At 48.6% G+C, this 16,673-nt stretch carries 15 protein-coding genes; 8 read left to right on the forward strand and 7 right to left on the reverse strand.

Annotated elements, in window-relative coordinates; genetic code table 11:
- Nucleotides 1-51: 51 nt before the first annotated feature.
- The 4 genes from solA to OGX67_RS19035 all read left to right on the forward strand — a co-directional run bounded on the left by solA (nt 52) and on the right by OGX67_RS19035 (nt 2,741).
- The gene (gene solA / locus OGX67_RS19020; protein ID WP_003836779.1) at nt 52-1,167 is read left to right on the forward strand and encodes an N-methyl-L-tryptophan oxidase; all 1,116 of its coding nucleotides are present in this window, start codon (nt 52-54) and stop codon (nt 1,165-1,167) included.
- 55 nt (nt 1,168-1,222) lie between these two features.
- The gene (locus tag OGX67_RS19025; RefSeq protein WP_003036148.1) at nt 1,223-1,336 is read left to right on the forward strand and encodes a YceO family protein; all 114 of its coding nucleotides are present in this window, start codon (nt 1,223-1,225) and stop codon (nt 1,334-1,336) included.
- 261 nt (nt 1,337-1,597) lie between these two features.
- Nucleotides 1,598-2,164: a cytochrome b gene (locus OGX67_RS19030; protein ID WP_061547850.1), complete on the forward strand. Its 567-nt coding sequence runs from the start codon at nt 1,598-1,600 to the stop codon at nt 2,162-2,164.
- 1 nt (nt 2,165) lies between these two features.
- Nucleotides 2,166-2,741, forward strand: a complete 576-nt coding sequence (locus OGX67_RS19035; RefSeq protein ID WP_003832130.1) for a YceI family protein — start codon at nt 2,166-2,168, stop codon at nt 2,739-2,741.
- Nucleotides 2,742-2,786: 45 nt separating this feature from the next.
- Here OGX67_RS19035 and trhO read toward each other — a convergent pair whose 3' ends face one another.
- Nucleotides 2,787-3,839, reverse strand: a complete 1,053-nt coding sequence (gene trhO / locus OGX67_RS19040; protein ID WP_204583748.1) for an oxygen-dependent tRNA uridine(34) hydroxylase TrhO — start codon at nt 3,837-3,839, stop codon at nt 2,787-2,789.
- 220 nt (nt 3,840-4,059) lie between these two features.
- Between trhO and OGX67_RS19045 the strand changes: the two genes are divergently transcribed.
- Both OGX67_RS19045 and mdtG read left to right on the forward strand, forming a co-directional pair.
- Nucleotides 4,060-4,980: a Kdo(2)-lipid IV(A) acyltransferase gene (locus OGX67_RS19045; RefSeq protein WP_003036136.1), complete on the forward strand. Its 921-nt coding sequence runs from the start codon at nt 4,060-4,062 to the stop codon at nt 4,978-4,980.
- Nucleotides 4,981-5,135: 155 nt separating this feature from the next.
- Nucleotides 5,136-6,356: a multidrug efflux MFS transporter MdtG gene (gene mdtG / locus OGX67_RS19050; RefSeq protein ID WP_257651999.1), complete on the forward strand. Its 1,221-nt coding sequence runs from the start codon at nt 5,136-5,138 to the stop codon at nt 6,354-6,356.
- A 63-nt stretch (nt 6,357-6,419) separates the two neighbouring features.
- Here mdtG and OGX67_RS19055 read toward each other — a convergent pair whose 3' ends face one another.
- Nucleotides 6,420-7,751 (reverse strand): sensor domain-containing diguanylate cyclase, encoded by a 1,332-nt coding sequence (locus tag OGX67_RS19055; RefSeq protein WP_175542012.1) that lies wholly within the window; start codon nt 7,749-7,751, stop codon nt 6,420-6,422.
- A gap of 692 nt (nt 7,752-8,443) precedes the next feature.
- Between OGX67_RS19055 and OGX67_RS19060 the strand changes: the two genes are divergently transcribed.
- Nucleotides 8,444-8,821, forward strand: a complete 378-nt coding sequence (locus tag OGX67_RS19060; RefSeq protein WP_032936472.1) for a MysB family protein — start codon at nt 8,444-8,446, stop codon at nt 8,819-8,821.
- Here OGX67_RS19060 and OGX67_RS19065 read toward each other — a convergent pair whose 3' ends face one another.
- The 3 genes from OGX67_RS19065 to mdoG all read right to left on the reverse strand — a co-directional run bounded on the left by OGX67_RS19065 (nt 8,822) and on the right by mdoG (nt 13,182).
- Entirely contained in the window at nt 8,822-9,049 is a 228-nt protein-coding gene (locus tag OGX67_RS19065) for a YceK/YidQ family lipoprotein (protein WP_003832117.1), read from the reverse strand.
- 76 nt (nt 9,050-9,125) lie between these two features.
- A complete protein-coding gene (gene mdoH, locus OGX67_RS19070; protein ID WP_003036122.1) occupies nt 9,126-11,654 on the reverse strand; it encodes a glucans biosynthesis glucosyltransferase MdoH in 2,529 nt (842 codons plus the stop codon).
- On the reverse strand, nt 11,647-13,182 hold the full coding sequence (mdoG, locus tag OGX67_RS19075; RefSeq protein ID WP_003836790.1) for a glucans biosynthesis protein MdoG: 1,536 nt from the start codon (nt 13,180-13,182) through the stop codon (nt 11,647-11,649). The genes mdoH and mdoG overlap by 8 nt, the downstream gene beginning before the upstream one ends.
- A 271-nt stretch (nt 13,183-13,453) precedes the next feature.
- Between mdoG and mdoC the strand changes: the two genes are divergently transcribed.
- A complete protein-coding gene (mdoC, locus tag OGX67_RS19080) occupies nt 13,454-14,614 on the forward strand; it encodes a glucans biosynthesis protein MdoC (RefSeq protein ID WP_204583752.1) in 1,161 nt (386 codons plus the stop codon).
- Nucleotides 14,615-14,637: 23 nt separating this feature from the next.
- Here mdoC and OGX67_RS19085 read toward each other — a convergent pair whose 3' ends face one another.
- Both OGX67_RS19085 and ymdB read right to left on the reverse strand, forming a co-directional pair.
- Complete coding sequence (locus OGX67_RS19085) at nt 14,638-16,125, reverse strand: phospholipase D family protein (protein WP_268043815.1); 1,488 nt, start codon at nt 16,123-16,125, stop codon at nt 14,638-14,640.
- Nucleotides 16,061-16,603 (reverse strand): O-acetyl-ADP-ribose deacetylase, encoded by a 543-nt coding sequence (ymdB, locus tag OGX67_RS19090; protein ID WP_204583754.1) that lies wholly within the window; start codon nt 16,601-16,603, stop codon nt 16,061-16,063. Before ymdB ends, OGX67_RS19085 begins: the two co-directional genes overlap by 65 nt.
- Nucleotides 16,604-16,673: the final 70 nt, after the last annotated feature.

Genomic DNA, 16,673 nt, shown 5'->3' on the forward strand with positions numbered 1-16,673 from the left:
TTCCGGGTCAGTTATTTAACCTGCTACTATCGCGATTGCAGAGAGAAGCGGATGAAATACGACTTAATCATTATTGGCAGCGGTTCAGTAGGCGCCGCAGCTGGATACTATGCCACTCGTGCCGGTCTGAAGGTTCTGATGATCGATGCACATATGCCTCCGCATCAGCAGGGCAGCCACCACGGCGACACTCGATTAATTCGTCATGCTTATGGCGAAGGTGAAAAATACGTTCCGCTAGTGCTACGTGCGCAAACATTGTGGGATGAACTATCCACCCATAATGAAGAACCGATTTTTGTTCGCTCCGGTGTTATCAACCTCGGTCCGGCAGAGTCCACCTTCTTAGCGACTGCAGCGCAAAGCGCCAAACAGTGGCAACTCAACGTTGAACAACTGGATGCGGCAGCCATCATGGCGCGCTGGCCAGAGATTCGTGTACCTGACAACTATATCGGTCTGTTTGAAGCGGAGTCCGGTTTTTTACGCAGTGAGTTAGCAATTAAAACCTGGATCCGTCTGGCGGAAGAAGCAGGCTGTGCGCAACTGTTTAAATGCCCGGTCAGCGCAATTCATCACGGTGATGATGGCATCACGGTAGAAACGGCTGACGGTGACTACCACGCGAAAAAAGCAGTGATCAGCGCCGGTACCTGGGTGCAGGCTTTAGTCCCTGAACTACCGATACAACCGGTGCGCAAAGTGTTCGCCTGGTATCAGGCCGATGGGCGCTACAGCGTTAAAAATAACTTCCCAGCCTTCACCGGCGAGCTGCCAAATGGTGATCAATACTACGGTTTCCCGGCAGAAAACGACGAGCTGAAAATTGGTAAGCACAACGGCGGACAAGTCATTCACTCTGCTGATGAGCGTAAGCCATTTGCCGCTGTAGCCAGCGATGGTTCTGAAGCCTTCCCATTCCTGCGCACAATTCTGCCGGGCGTTGGCTGCTGCCTGCACGGCGCGTCCTGCACTTACGATAATTCACCGGATGAAGACTTTATTATCGATACTCTGCCAGCGCACGACAACACGCTAATCATTACCGGGCTGAGCGGACATGGCTTTAAGTTTGCCTCTGTTCTGGGAGAGATTGCGGCAAACTTCGCTCAGGACAAACCGTCTGACTTTGACCTGACCCCCTTCAGGCTAAGCCGTTTTAAGTGATAATAAATGAATGGCCTCGACGGTGAGGCCATTTTTAATGACAGGAATAACGTCAATGCGCCGTATCTTTCACTATCTGGTTAATAATATTCGCGAGCATCTTATGCTCTACATTATTTTATGGTCGCTGCTGGCCATTATGGATGTAATATATATTATGTTTTTCTGATTCCTGTGCGCTGACAATAATTGACAAAAATTTAAATTAGCTTAATTTCATTGCAATAAACTGAATAATAATAAAAATCATAACCACCCATAAACCAAGCACTCCCACCTATTTTCACACTAATCCCTTGATGATTAATTCAATAATCAGTCAACTTTACTGAACAAAAAACAAATATCATCATCATTGTTATTTATTAGTTGCATTAATGTCTTTTACACGCCATTTTCATTCACTTCTGAAATATAAATCGGTGTGCTTATGCAATTCAAAAATAGTCCACAGCGCTATGGCGTAGTGTCAGCCACATTACATTGGCTGGTTGCAATTGCTGTATATGGCATGTTCGCCTTGGGCTTATGGATGGTCACGCTTAGCTACTATGACGGCTGGTATCACCAGGCCCCTGAACTGCATAAAAGCATCGGCATCCTACTCATGATGGGACTGGTTATCCGCGTTATCTGGCGGTTGTTCTCCCCTCCGCCTGCTGCGTTGGCAAGCTACTCCCGTTTAACCCGCATCGCAGCGGCAATGGGTCACCTCGCACTTTATTTGCTGCTCTTTTCGATTGCCATTAGCGGATATCTAATTTCCACCGCAGATGGCAAAGCGATAAGCGTCTTTGGTTGGTTCGACATTCCAGCCACCGTTGCCAACGCAGGTGCTCAGGCCGACCTCGCCGGTAGCTTGCACCTGTGGCTTGCGTGGACCGTGGTGATTTTATCCCTACTGCACGGACTGATGGCCCTGAAACATCACTTTATTGATAACGACGATACCCTCAATCGCATGTTGGGAAAATCGTCATCTGACTATGGAGCTTAAAATGAAAAAAAACCTGCTGGGACTTACACTCGCCTCTCTGTTATTCACCACCGGGTCGGCCGTGGCGGCAGATTACAAAATTGACAAGGAAGGACAGCATGCCTTTGTTAATTTCCGTATTCAGCATCTGGGTTACAGCTGGCTGTATGGCACATTTAAAGATTTCGACGGTACGTTTACCTTTGATGAGAAAAATCCCGCAGCCGATAAGGTTAACGTAACCATCAACACCAACAGCGTTGACACTAATCACGCAGAACGTGACAAGCATCTGCGCAGCGCAGATTTCCTTAACGTAGCGAAATTCCCGCAGGCGACCTTCAGCTCCACCAGCGTGAAGAAAGAAGGTAATGACCTGGATATCACCGGTAATTTGACCCTGAACGGCGTTACCAAACCGGTTACGCTGGATGCGAAGCTCATCGGTCAGGGCGGCGATCCTTGGGGCGGTACGCGCGCTGGTTTTGAAGCGCAAGGTAAGATTAAGCTGAAGGATTTCAACATCACCACCGATCTCGGTCCGGCGTCGCAGGAAGTCGATTTAATCATCTCAGTGGAAGGTGTTCAACAGAAGTAACGCATGAATTGCCGGATGAGGTTCTGCCCCTCATCCGGAATCATGTTATTGCGCAGGGTCTGGAATACCCAGTTTGGTATTCAGTTGACCACGTGATTTATTAAAGATTTTATTGCCATTTTCACGCCCAGCGCGACGACGCCGTTGTTCCTCTTCCGGCAACTCACTCTCTTCGCTACACAGCTCGCTACAGCAGCCTTTATATTTCTGCGCACAAGCCGGGCACTGAATAAACAACAGATGGCAGCCATCATTTTTGCAATTAGTATGGCTATCGCACGCCGTGCCGCACTGATGACAATGTGCGATAATATCTTCAGAGATCCTTTCGCCCATGCGCTCATCAAAGACAAAGTTCTTACCGACAAAACGCACCGGAAGTCCCTGCTCACGCGCCTTGCGGGCATACTCAATAATACCGCCCTCAATGTGCCAGACTTTGCTAAATCCATTGTGTTTCATCCAGGCGCTAGCTTTCTCACAGCGGATCCCACCCGTGCAGTACATCACGATTTTTTTATCTTTATGCGCCTGCATCATTTCAACCGCTTTCGGCAGCTGATCGCGGAATGTGTCTGCCGGGATCTCCAGCGCATTCTCGAAGTGACCCACCTCATATTCATAATGGTTGCGCATATCAATGAATACCGCTTCAGGATCGTCAAGCATGGCATTCACCTCTGCTGCCTTGAGATAATCCCCCACATTGCTGGCGTCAAAGTCTGGATCGTCGATACCATCCGCCACGATACGTTCACGGACTTTCATACGCAGTACCCAGAACGATTTACCGTCATCATCCAGCGCAATATTCAGACGTAAATCGTTCAATGCAGGATCAAACACATAGAGTTGCTGGCGAAATGCCTCGACGTTGCTTTGCGGTACGCTGATTTGCGCATTAATTCCTTCATGGGCAAGATATACTCGCCCGAAGACGTTCAATGCGGTGAACATCTGGTACAGTGCATCACGCGTGTGCTGAGGATTGGCAATGGTGAAATATTTATAGAATGAGATCGTCGTACGCGGCTCGGTCTCGGCCAGCATTTTGGCTTTGAGGGCGTCGTTCGAAATGCGGTTGTGTAACACTGGCATGGTGTACGTATCCTGCAAATAGGGAATAAATGAAAATCGGCGGCATAATAAAGCAAACATCGCCAATTTACATCCACACATTTTACGCTACATTTCATACTTCACTATAAAGTTGCAACAACAATTGCGGAATTAATCACCGTTCTCCCGTCACAAATTTTTGATACGCGCGAAAAAATGCGACAATACAGGGAATTGGTCGTTTGAAAACAGGATAGACATGACGAATTTACCCAAGTTTTCGGCTGCGTTACTGCATCCACGTTATTGGTTAACCTGGCTGGGTATTGGCATCCTTTGGTTAATCGTGCAGTTACCCTACCCCATCCTCTTTAAGTTGGGCTGTGCATTAGGTCGACTGGCGCTACGTTTGATGAAACGTCGGGCAAAAATTGTTTCCCGAAATCTGGAACTGTGCTTCCCGCAGATGAGTGAGCAGGAACGCCAGCAGATGGTCGTCAAGAACTTCGAATCCGTGGGCATGGGCGTAATGGAAACCGGAATGGCCTGGTTTTGGTCCGATAAGCGTATTTCACGCTGGACTGAAGTGATCGGGATGGAACATATCCGTGACGTTCAGGCGCAAAAACGCGGGATCTTGTTAGTGGGTCTGCACTTTCTGACTCTGGAACTGGGTGCGCGTCAGTTTGGTTTGCAGGAACCGGGTATTGGTGTGTATCGCCCTAACGACAACCCGCTTCTCGACTGGCTACAAACCTGGGGCCGTATGCGCTCGAATAAATCAATGCTCGATCGTAAAGACCTGAAAGGGATGATTAAAGCGTTGAAAAAGGGCGAAGTGGTCTGGTACGCGCCGGATCACGATTACGGCCCTCGTGCCAGTGTGTTTGTACCACTTTTTGCCGTTGAACAAGCCGCAACAACCTCTGGGACCTGGATGCTTTCGCGCATGTCCAATGCCTGCCTGGTACCGTTCGTTCCTCGCCGCAAACCTGACGGTAAAGGGTATCAATTGATTATGCTGCCTCCGGAGTGTTCACCGCCTTTGGACGACGCAGAGACCACTGCCGCGTGGATGAACAAAATTGTTGAGCAATGCATCATGATGGCGCCAGAGCAGTATATGTGGCTGCATCGTCGCTTCAAGACGCGCCCTGAAGGTTCTCCTTCCCTGTACTAAAACACTGTTGCAGCCCTGTGGGCTGCAACACCTTCCCTGCCTGCTTTAGGTTTAACTGCTATCCGCATTGCAGCAACTATCTACCAGGCGCATAATTAGCCTGCTTACTTATATTCAATCGATAGCGCAAACAGCGCGCCACACTGCGGAACGCTATGTCACCCTCAGATGCTCCCATAAACTGGAAACGCAACCTCACTGTTGCCTGGTTAGGTTGTTTTTTAACCGGCGCAGCATTTAGCCTGGTCATGCCCTTTTTGCCACTTTACGTCGAGAGTCTCGGCGTCACGGGACATAGCGCACTGAATATGTGGTCAGGCCTGGTCTTCAGCATCACCTTTCTTTTTTCCGCCATCGCCTCTCCTTTCTGGGGTGGCCTTGCCGATCGCAAGGGGCGAAAAATCATGCTGCTACGCTCTGCGTTGGGTATGGCTGTTGTGATGCTGCTGATGGGACTGGCGCAAAATATCTGGCAGTTCTTGATCCTGCGCGCCTTGTTGGGGCTGCTTGGTGGATTCATCCCCAATGCGAATGCACTGATCGCCACCCAGGTTCCACGCAATAAAAGCGGCTGGGCACTGGGAACGCTTTCCACCGGTGGCGTTAGTGGCGCACTGCTCGGGCCGCTAGCGGGCGGCCTCCTCGCGGATCAGTACGGACTGCGCCCCGTATTTTTCATTACCGCCAGCGTGCTGTTGGTCTGCTTCATCCTGACGCTATTTTTTATCCGCGAGCGTTTCCAGCCGGTGAGCAAGAAGGAAATGCTGCACATTCGTGAAGTCGTGGCCTCTTTAAAGAACCCCAAACTGGTGCTGAGCCTGTTTGTCACCACTTTGATCATTCAGGTAGCCACCGGTTCTATCGCGCCAATACTGACACTGTACGTTCGAGAGTTGGCTGGCAACGTCAGCAATATTGCGTTCATCAGTGGGATGATAGCCTCTGTCCCTGGCGTTGCGGCATTAATCAGTGCCCCTAAACTTGGCAAATTAGGCGATAGGATTGGCCCGGAGAAGATCCTGATCGTCGCGCTGATCGTTTCCGTGTTACTGCTAATTCCAATGTCATTTGTCCAGACGCCCTGGCAGCTTGGTATTCTGCGCTTTTTATTGGGGGCGGCCGACGGCGCTCTGCTCCCGGCGGTACAAACGCTGCTGGTCTATAACTCGACTAATCAAATAGCTGGACGTATTTTCAGTTATAACCAGTCATTTCGCGACATTGGTAACGTAACAGGACCTCTAATGGGGGCAGCGATATCCGCCAACTACGGTTTTCGTGCTGTATTCTGTGTGACCGCAGGAGTCGTACTGTTCAACGCCCTGTACTCGTGGAATAGCCTGCGCCGTCGTCGGAGTACAAAGGTCGTGGGATGATTTATATATTTATATTCGCAGCTTCAGAATAAAAATTTATCTCACATGACATATATTTCAGTCTTAATGATAATAGTAACACACTTTATTTCTGCCAGAATTTTTGGCTTCATACAAAGCGGCATCAGCATATGAAACAACTTTATCCGCTGATTCATCATCAATTTTACTGCAATATACTCCGATACTTATCGTCATTTTTTCTTTTAACTCATATGAATTTGGTATTGTCGTACCATTCTCGACATTTCGCCTAATTCGTTCTGCAACAACAATTGCCTCATCTTGATCGTTACACTTAAGAAGGATCGCAAATTCTTCGCCACCGACTCTGGCAAAAATATCCGTATCTCTGATTGATTTATTGATAATATCGACAATGCTGATTATTACTCTGTCACCTTCCTGATGACCGTAGGTATCGTTAATCCGTTTGAATTTATCAATATCCAGAACCATTACACACACTGCACCTTTTGCTAATGATGCTTTTAATGACTTATAGAATAGTTTACGATTATATATTTTAGTCATTGCGTCTTTAATAGCTGAATCCGTTTCTTTTTTTAAGATGATGAAGGTGTTGTACATCAGTATTGAGATTATACACAGGGCACTTATCACCTCAATTCCCCGGCTAACATACCAAATATACATGCTATATTCATCCAGGCTCAGAAGTAGTACATTGGTCAATATTGCTGAGCAACACAGTAGCCCTATACTTTTCCACAAGATGTTGTGCGTTCTGGTTTTTATGATTAAATACAACAGGACCAGCCCCCAGGATATAATAAGCGAATAAATGTACCCAATATGCCAGTGCACCGTGACATTATCAGGCTTCAGGCTTGTTATCTCGAGTGTAAAATTAGGGTTGTAACTGGCCAGAGTGTGCGCCATCACCGCGATAACAAGCATGATTAAAAAAGACAGAACGATATAGCAAGGTTCTCTTTCTTTGGTTTCAATAACTGTCGAGGATATTTTATAAGATTTCAATGAAACAAATAGCAGAGCGATGAAACTAATCTGCCGAAAGTAATAAAATATAGCTATATCGTTAGTTCTTTTTTCGATTGATGCATGATCATTAATCAAGTCCTGAACGATGTAGATAGTCTCGACGAAAAATATGTTATTGCCAAGAAACGCCATGCCTAATATCATGAGGCAGGTGAGATCTTTTCTACAAAGATACTGAAATAACATAAACAGGAAAATTATTCCATATAAAAAGAACAACCCTACAATTATAATCAGATATACTGTTTGCGGGACACTTTGCATCGTTAATTTAAATTGTGTAAGACACAAACCGCCAAGAACATAGCTAGCCAAACAGATTATATAGAAAGCCATTAACCTTCCATTATTTGAATTATAGTTATCCATAACAACCTTAAGGTAATTCTTAATTTTGCATTTTATATAATAAAGCATAAGATTTTGCAAACTATTATACCCGCACAATTTCAATAACATTAATTCATTTCTTATTTAATGGTTTCTTATAGATTTATAACCTTTGTCATTAATAATCTTTTATTATGTATACTATTCCAGTATCACTCGCACCATTCACAACTCCTATACGCAAAAGACACTTTGTCACTTCCAGAGACACCACTAAGTTTAGCCACTTTCATTGATTACCTCTGCAACACTTCCGTATTGGGCATTAATTTTCTCCTTTATTTTGATTGAGTTATGCAATATTAATTCATAAACGTTCGCAGTCCCCCTCTAAAACACATAAAAATTGGTGTTTAAAACTGAAGATTTTCTAATATAACGCCAACTTTTATTTATTTGATTTTCATTACTGCATTGCAAACCACATACATTACTCTTTTTTCTTGAATTTTTTTCCTGATATTACGTCGGCTTCAGTATCTGCCAATGTAAATTTTTTCATAAACTACCGAGGTTACTTTCACCTGCTCTCATTGGCATTGCAGGCAGTAATCATCTGATTGAGTTAACCACGAAGCTAACGGGTTTGACGCTCTGCGGATCGCCGTCTATAGATTGAATCATCCCCCTTTATTGTTCGCCTTAGGAGAAGAAATATGGCAAAGAATGACATGAATTTTTATGCCACGTTGGAAGAGGCTATTGATGCGGCTCGTGAAGTGTTTCTGGCTGATAACCCTGACCTCGAGTCAGACGACGCCAGCGTTCAACAGCTAAGCATCCAAAAATACGTGCTACAGGATGGCGACATTATGTGGCAGGCGGAATTCTTTGCTGACGAGGATGATGTAGATGGTGAATGTCTACCAATGCTGAGCGGAGAAGCGGCTCAGAGCGTTTTTGATGGCGACTATGATGAAATTGAAATCCGCCAGGAGTGGCAGGAAGAAAATACGCTTCACGAATGGGATGAAGGTGAATTCCAGCTGGAACCTCCCCTTGATACCGAAGAGGGGCAGACCGCAGCCGATGAATGGGATGAGCGATAATTACTCGTAAGGTCCATGATGTATGTCGAGCGGTAGCAGCAACGTATCAAACACCAGCGAAAAAGGCAGATCGAGGATAGTGACGTAGCGCCATGCGGAGTCCCGAACATCCCATTGCACGCCAGGATAGTATTGATTTCCGTGTCCTTGCCCTGGGATGGTACGACTAATAATGCTGCCGCATCCGCTCAGGAAGAAGATCATTATTCCTACAGCCAATATTCGCACCTGCTACCTCACGACTCATTCTATTCAATATAAAAAAATACCGGCACCAGGCCGGTATTTTCACGTTACAGAACGCTTATTTTTTCCTGAGCGCCAACGGGTTCAGAGTCAACCCCTGATAGTAGTTCACCCACGAAGAATACTTATCAGGTGAATTCCAGACGCGATAATGTAAACGTGCCATGGTCACCGGATCGCTCAACAATACAAGGCGGCGATCGCGATTCAGTTTCTCCGGCGTTTCGTTCAGCGCCTGTTCCACATGACGATCGCGTGCAATCTCCAGCACGTTGCTGGCGCGGTGGCGTGCAGTCGCCATGGCCGTGGCCAGTGCGTTAAACGACGGGTTAAACACCGCATGCATAAAGCCATCGTCCAGCGTACGTTTACGGTTCATCACCAGATAAGTATCGGTATCCACCAGCACCTGCGGCGGGGAATACTCTTCCGGGATCAGGAACAGCTTCCAGCGCTTGGTACGTAACCCCACCGTGGAACGGCTGGAAATCACTGAAACAAACGGCGACAGGATCAGCGAGAAGACAATCGGTGCCAGCCAGAACAGGAAACGCAGATCCAGCCAGGCCATACCCACAGCCCACACCAGCCCCAACAGTAACTGAGAACCGTGACGCATAAATGCTTCACCCCACGGGGTGGAATCGTCATCGCGCTGCGGCGAATTCCACACCACTTCCCAACCGAGGAAAGCGCTCACGACGAAGACGGTATGGAACAGCATGCGCACCGGTGCCAGCAGCACGGAGAACAGAACCTCCAGCAGCAGCGATAGCGTAACGCGGATAAACCCGCCGTACTCTTTCGTCCCTTTACACCAGATGAGCAAAATACTCAGCAACTTCGGCAGGAACAACAGCACCATCGTTGAAGCAAACAGCGCGATCGCCAGTTCAGGTCGCCATTGCGGCCATACCGGGAATAGCTGACGCGGTTGCAGGAAGTACTGCGGTTCCGTCAACGCATGCACCACCTGCAATGCGGTAGAGAGCGCGAGGAACATAAACCACAGCGGCGCGGACAGATAGGACATCACACCAGTCAGGAACACCGCACGGTGAACCGGGTGCATCCCCTTAACCAGGAACAGACGGAAGTTCATCAAGTTGCCGTGGCACCAGCGACGGTCACGCTTGAGTTCATCCAGCAGGTTCGGCGGTAGCTCTTCATAAGAGCCCGGTAGATCGTAGGCAATCCACACGCCCCAGCCAGCGCGACGCATCAAGGCCGCTTCCACGAAGTCATGGGAGAGAATCGATCCCGCAAACGAACCTTCGCCCGGTAACGGCGCGAGCGCACAGTGCTCGATAAACGGCTTCACGCGGATAATTGCGTTGTGGCCCCAGTAGTGCGATTCGCCTAACTGCCAGAAGTGAAGCCCGGCGGTAAACAGCGGCCCATAAACACGGGTCGCAAACTGTTGGCAGCGCGCATACAGCGTATCCATACCGGAAGCCTTCGGTGAAGACTGGATAATCCCGGCATTCGGATTCGCTTCCATCAGGCGCACCAGGCCGCTCAGACAGTCACCGCTCATCACTGAGTCCGCATCCAGCACAACCATGTAGCTGTACTGATTTCCCCAGCGACGGCAGAAGTCATCAATGTTGCCGCTTTTACGCTTCACGCGACGACGACGACGGCGGTAGAAAATCTGTCCTTCGCCCTGCACTTCGGCAATCAGCTCCATCCACGCTTTTTGTTCTGCCACGCAGATATCTGGATTGTAGCTGTCGCTCAGAATATAAACATCGAAATGCTCAGCGTTGCCCGTTGCTTTGACCGACTCCCACGTGGCGCGAAGTCCCGCGAATACGCGATCAACGTCCTCGTTACAGATAGGCATAATCAACGCCGTACGGTGTTCAGGATTCAACGGTTCATCCCCGACCGTTGAGGCCGAGATACTGTACTTATCCCGTCCAATCAGCAATTGCAGGAAGCCCATCAGCGCGGTCCAGAACCCCGCTGATACCCAACAGAAAAGTACGGCAAACAAAATAAGAATGCCGGTCTGGAGCATGTAGGGCAGCAGTTGCATAAAGGAGACCCACAAATCCTGCCCCATCATGTCTGCAGGATTAATGAATGCCCACCCCTGATAAGGAAGGATCGTCTTCATATACCAGGTTGCAACGACCGTTTGCGCCAGCGTTAAGATCAACAACGTATAGCGGCGGATGGTGCCTACGGTACGCCATTTTTGCTCGCTCTCTTGTTCTTCTTTGGTCAAACGCGAAAGATAACGCGGAGTCACATCGCGCCCACGCAGACGATCCCAAAAACGGCCAACCGGGTTGGTACGCCAGGGATCGGGGAACATAGAGGTACGCGTTGCTTTTGGCATCGCCTGTAGCTGATCGCGCCCCTCATCGTCCTTAACCAACTGCTCTTTAGCCAGAGAATCCGGCCATGCTTGCTCAAGACGAGCTTTTACAGAACCCTGCGGTGAATCATCTTCGCGCGAGTACGTACGATGCTCAGCATCCAGCGCCTGATGAACAGCGCGGATGTCAGTTTTCGGCAGTGCCGCTTTTTCGATATCCGAAAGCGGCATTGCGTCAATATACTCAGTTGTCTTATTCATTGGCAGGTAACTGGTAGCTCCAGGTTTCACTCAGCGTCTGATCGGCATTGACCAGGGCAGCACGCATTTCAGTGGTTTTCTTCACGTCTTTCACTTTCACGCGCAATACCAAACGCCAACCTTTAGTGACCGGGTTGTAGCGCACGGTGTTTTCAACGATTTCACCGTTGTCACCAATACTGGTTTGCGCGGTAACCGGCGTATCCTGCGGCAGCTTTTTCATATCGGTGCCGGAAAAGTCCACCACAAACGCGATGGTACCGTCAGGCTGACGAATGAGATTGGACTGTTTAACATCACCGGTAGAACGACGTGTCTGCTGTACCCAGGCGTTATCAGGCGCATGAAGCTTGTCTTCATCACGCGTGAATGTCAGGGTATATTTAAAGTTCATTTCTTTACCGGCTTCAGGCAGTTGATCCGGGGTCCAGTACGCAACGATGTTATCGTTCGTTTCATCGTTAGTTGGAATTTCAACTAACTCAATCTTACCTTTGCCCCAATCGCCTTTTGGCGTGATCCAGGCGCTCGGGCGCAGATCGTAACGATCGTCGATGTCTTCAAAACGCGAGAACTGACGGCCACGCTGCAACAGACCGAAACCTTGCGGATTTTCCATAGCAAAGCTGCTCACCGCGAGATGTTTCGGGTTATTCAGCGGACGCCAAATCCATTCGCCGTTGCCAGCGTGGATGGACAAACCGTTAGAGTCATGCAGTTCTGGACGATAGTTAGTCGTCGGAGAAGGCTGGTTAGGTCCATACAGGAACATACTGGTTAACGGTGCCACGCCAAGTTTGCCCACTTTGTCGCGCAGATAAACTTTGGACTGAACATCGACTACCGTGTCACGACCAGGAATGATGACAAAGCGATACGCTCCGGTAGCACGCGGAGAATCCAGTAAGGCATAAATGGTTAAACGTTTATCAGTTGGTTTCGGACGCTCGATCCAAAACTCACGAAAGCGGGGAAATTCTTCACCAGAAGGCAGAGCGGTATCAATCGCGAGACCGCGCGCAGAAAGGCCGTAGACCTGGCCTGCACCCAGAACACGGAAATAGCTGGCACCGAGCATGCTGACGATTTCGTCGTTTTTATCTTTGCTGTTGATCGGATACAGCACTTTGAACCCGGCGAAACCGAGATCTTTTACCGTGTCTTTATCATGCTGAACATCGCCGAAATTAAAGTAATCCGGGCTGTATTTGATTCTTTTCACCGCAGTAGCGGTCACTTCGTTGATTTTGACCGGCGTGTCGAAGTACATACCCTGGTGGTAGAACTCGAGCTTAAATGGGGTCTTGAGATTGCTCCAGTAGGCTTTATCGCGATTAAACTGGATCTGCTGATAATCCGCATATTTCATGTCGCGGAAAACGGAGGGCAAGTTACTTTTTGGCGCCTCATAGCCTTTATCGGCTAAGGATTGAGCTTGTTTTGCAACATCATCAATGCTGAATGCCCAGCTTGATGATGTGTACAGCGTTAACATGACTGCTGCACCCAACCAACGCATTTTCATCATTTGTAGTTTATGTTTCATAATTAGTAAGCACTTCCCCCTTTGTGTGCTTATATTGATCCGATCCATTTTAATGGATAATCGGGTATTCCGACAACTGAATCCCTGTATTGTTCGCGCGCTGGCTCATGGTTTAAGCAGGTTCGTCTGCCTGTTTTCACTTTGCGTGCTTATCCTGGAGACAGGTTGTTAGACTTCGTGTAGGGTTGCCCTCGAATGTAACCATTATTCGTCTTAGGGATAAGACGAAAAGTCTGAGAATACATAACTGTCTATGAGCTCTGTATCACCACCACGCGAATATTTTCTTGACTCCATCCGTGCCTGGCTAATGTTGTTAGGGATCCCGTTTCATATTTCATTGATCTACTCCACCCACACATGGCACGTGAACAGCGCAGAACCATCGTGGTGGTTGACCTTGTTCAATGACTTTATCCATGCTTTTCGCATGCAAGTCTTCTTTGTCATTTCGGGTTATTTTTCCTACATGCTATTTCTACGCTATCCGTTAAAGCGCTGGTGGAAAGTGCGTGTAGAACGCGTGGGGATCCCTATGCTGACCGCGATTCCACTGCTTACGCTGCCGCAATTTATCATGCTGCAATACGTGAAAGGGAAAGCAGACAGCTGGCATACCCTCAGCGGCTACGATAAATACAACGCGCTGGCCTGGGAGCTGATTTCCCATCTGTGGTTTTTACTGGTTCTCGTGGTGTTAACGACCCTGAGCATGTGGGTGTTTACCCAGATGAAACACAGATTGACGCAAAGAGACGTCGGCAGCGCGCCTGCGGTGTCAATGACGAAGTTAACGCTGATTTTTGCAGTGCTGGGTTTCGGTTATGCCGCCGTCAGAAGAACGATTTTCATCCTCTACCCTTCGATTCTCAGCGATGGCATGTTTAATTTTATCGTTATGCAAACGTTGTTTTATGTGCCTTTCTTTATGCTCGGTGCGCTGGCGTTTATCAATCCTAATCTGAAAGCGCTGTTTACCACGCCATCGCGCGGCTGCACGCTGGGCGCCGCATGCGCATTTGTCGCATACCTGCTCAATCAACGTTACGGCAACGGCGATGCCTGGATGTATGAAACCGAATATGTTATTACCATGGTCATGGGCCTGTGGATGGTGAACGTCGTCTTTTCACTTGGTCACCGTTTGCTGAATTTCCAGTCAGCCCGCGTAACCTATTTTGTCAACGCATCTCTGTTTATCTATCTGGTGCATCATCCGTTAACGCTGTTTTTTGGCGCTTACATCACACCGCATATCAAGTCGAATTTGCTGGGTTTTCTCTGCGGTCTACTGTTTGTAGTCGGGATTGCGGTAATACTGTACGAAATCCATTTACGGATCCCGGTGCTGAAGTTTCTCTTTTCGGGTAAACCACCCGTCAGGCAGGATAAAAACAAGGCCGTGGCCGGTTAGTTTTCCGTCAATCATTGTGTGGTTCAGAGCAACCACTCAATGGGTAACACGGACGCCAGCTTTACCAGAACCCGCTTCCAGAATCCTGTGGCGGGTTCTTTTTTCAGTACCTGTTCACTGCCAGAAAGTCTGTCGACCCAATTGATTCTTCCCCACCGATCAAGACGTAGTTGCCAGGCCATTTCACGCTGGCTTTGCATAAAACGTTTATGAATCAACTCGGCCAGTACTTCACTCTCAATCACAAACCCCATTTCCGTATTGAGCAGCGTTGAACGGGGATCAAAATTAAGCGAGCCGATAAACACTTTACGACCGTCAATACTGAAGGTTTTCGCATGCAGGCTGGAGCCTGAATTACCGGTTAATCCCCGGTCATGTACTGCTGAAACGCGATCGCGGGTTGGTTTGAGCTCGTATAACTCCACACCGTAGCGCAAGAGCTTTTTTCGCCAGCGTGCATAGCCTGCGTGAACTACTGCGACATCATTCGCCGCCAGAGAATTAGTTAAAATCGCGATCTTAACGCCTTTTCTCACCAGTCTCAGGAGCTGCGCCACACCGGCGCGAGTTGGTACAAAGTAGGCGGAAATAATATCAATACGCTCGGTGGGAGATCCCATCACGTCAAACAAACGCTGCGGTAATAGTGAGTGGCGCGGCGCTTTCCCCTCTCCTTTTGCGGGATCATCACTCAGCAAGCGAGTTCTCGCCCAAATCAGCGGTAGTGATCTCTGATCGAGGTGGGTCATAAACTGGCTGGTTTCCAGCTTATGTAGATAGCGACGCGTGACGTCATCGTTATACCAGGATTCTGGAAGTTCGATTTTTTGCGTTGAAGCTGGCTCAGCCACCTCAAGTACATTTTGCAATGTTGAAACCGAGCGGCAGTGCCAGTAACGCTCAAAGTCGTCAGCAACATCCTGGACCACCGGCCCGATAGCCATAACATCCAGATCGGAAAACAGCGGTTGTTCGCCTGTGCCAAAATAGGCATCGCCGATATTTCGCCCGCCCACGAGAGTTACGACGCCGTCAGCGGTATAACTTTTATTGTGCATACGTCGATTCAACCGGGCAAAATCGGTTAAATAGCCTAGTGCACGCAGGATACGAAAGGAAAAGGGATTAAACAGACGGATTTCTATATTAGGGTGATTGTCCAGCAAACGCAGCGTGTCATCCAGACCTGGCGTGTTGTTATCATCCAGCAACAAACGCACCCGGACGCCCCGCTTCGCCGCGGCCAGCAAAACGGAAAATAGTAATAGCCCGGACATGTCGCTTTCCCAGATGTAATACTGAACATCCAGGGTACGTTCCGCCATTTCCGTCAACCGATAGCGAGCAGCAAATGCATCCAGGCTGTCATCCAACGTCAAAATGCCGCATTCTCCCGGGTGGTTTTCACAAAGTGGCGTGATGGCACGCTCAAGTCGCGTCATATCAGTCCGTGCGTTCATCGCCTTGCTGGGTAAGTAATCTCTTGTATAGCCGAGCGTTTTCTTCATCAAAGCACACGAAGTATATTTGATCGGGAAGCGCACGTCGGGTGATAAATTTCAACACCGTTTTAACCGCGATCTCTGCCGCTGCAGCGCGGGGATAACCATAAGCCCCGGTGCTAATCGCCGGAAAAGCAATGGACTGATAGCCATTGGCTAAGGCCAGTTGCAAGCTATTAAAGTAAGCCTCTTCGAGGCGTTCAGCTTCATGATGATCGCCACCCTGCCATACGGGCCCCACGCTGTGGATCACCGCCCTGGCGGGCAAGTTTCCCGCCAGGGTGATAACCGCATGACCGGTTGGGCATTCGCCCTGTTGCTGGATAACCTGTTTGCAGGCCGCCAGCAACGCAGGCCCTGCAGCGCGATGAATCGCTCCATCGACGCCACCTCCGCCCAATAGCGATGGATTCGCCGCGTTGACAATCACATCAACAGCGATCGTCGTAATATCGCCATGTAACACATGAACACGTGATTGCATAAGTTTCCCCTGACCAAACACTATTTGTTAAGTGTACAGCAGGGTTTTCCCGGAAATCTCACTTTTTAAC

It is taken from the genome of Citrobacter sp. Cf118 (genome assembly GCF_030334095.1).
GTDB classification, from domain to species: domain Bacteria; phylum Pseudomonadota; class Gammaproteobacteria; order Enterobacterales; family Enterobacteriaceae; genus Citrobacter; species Citrobacter freundii.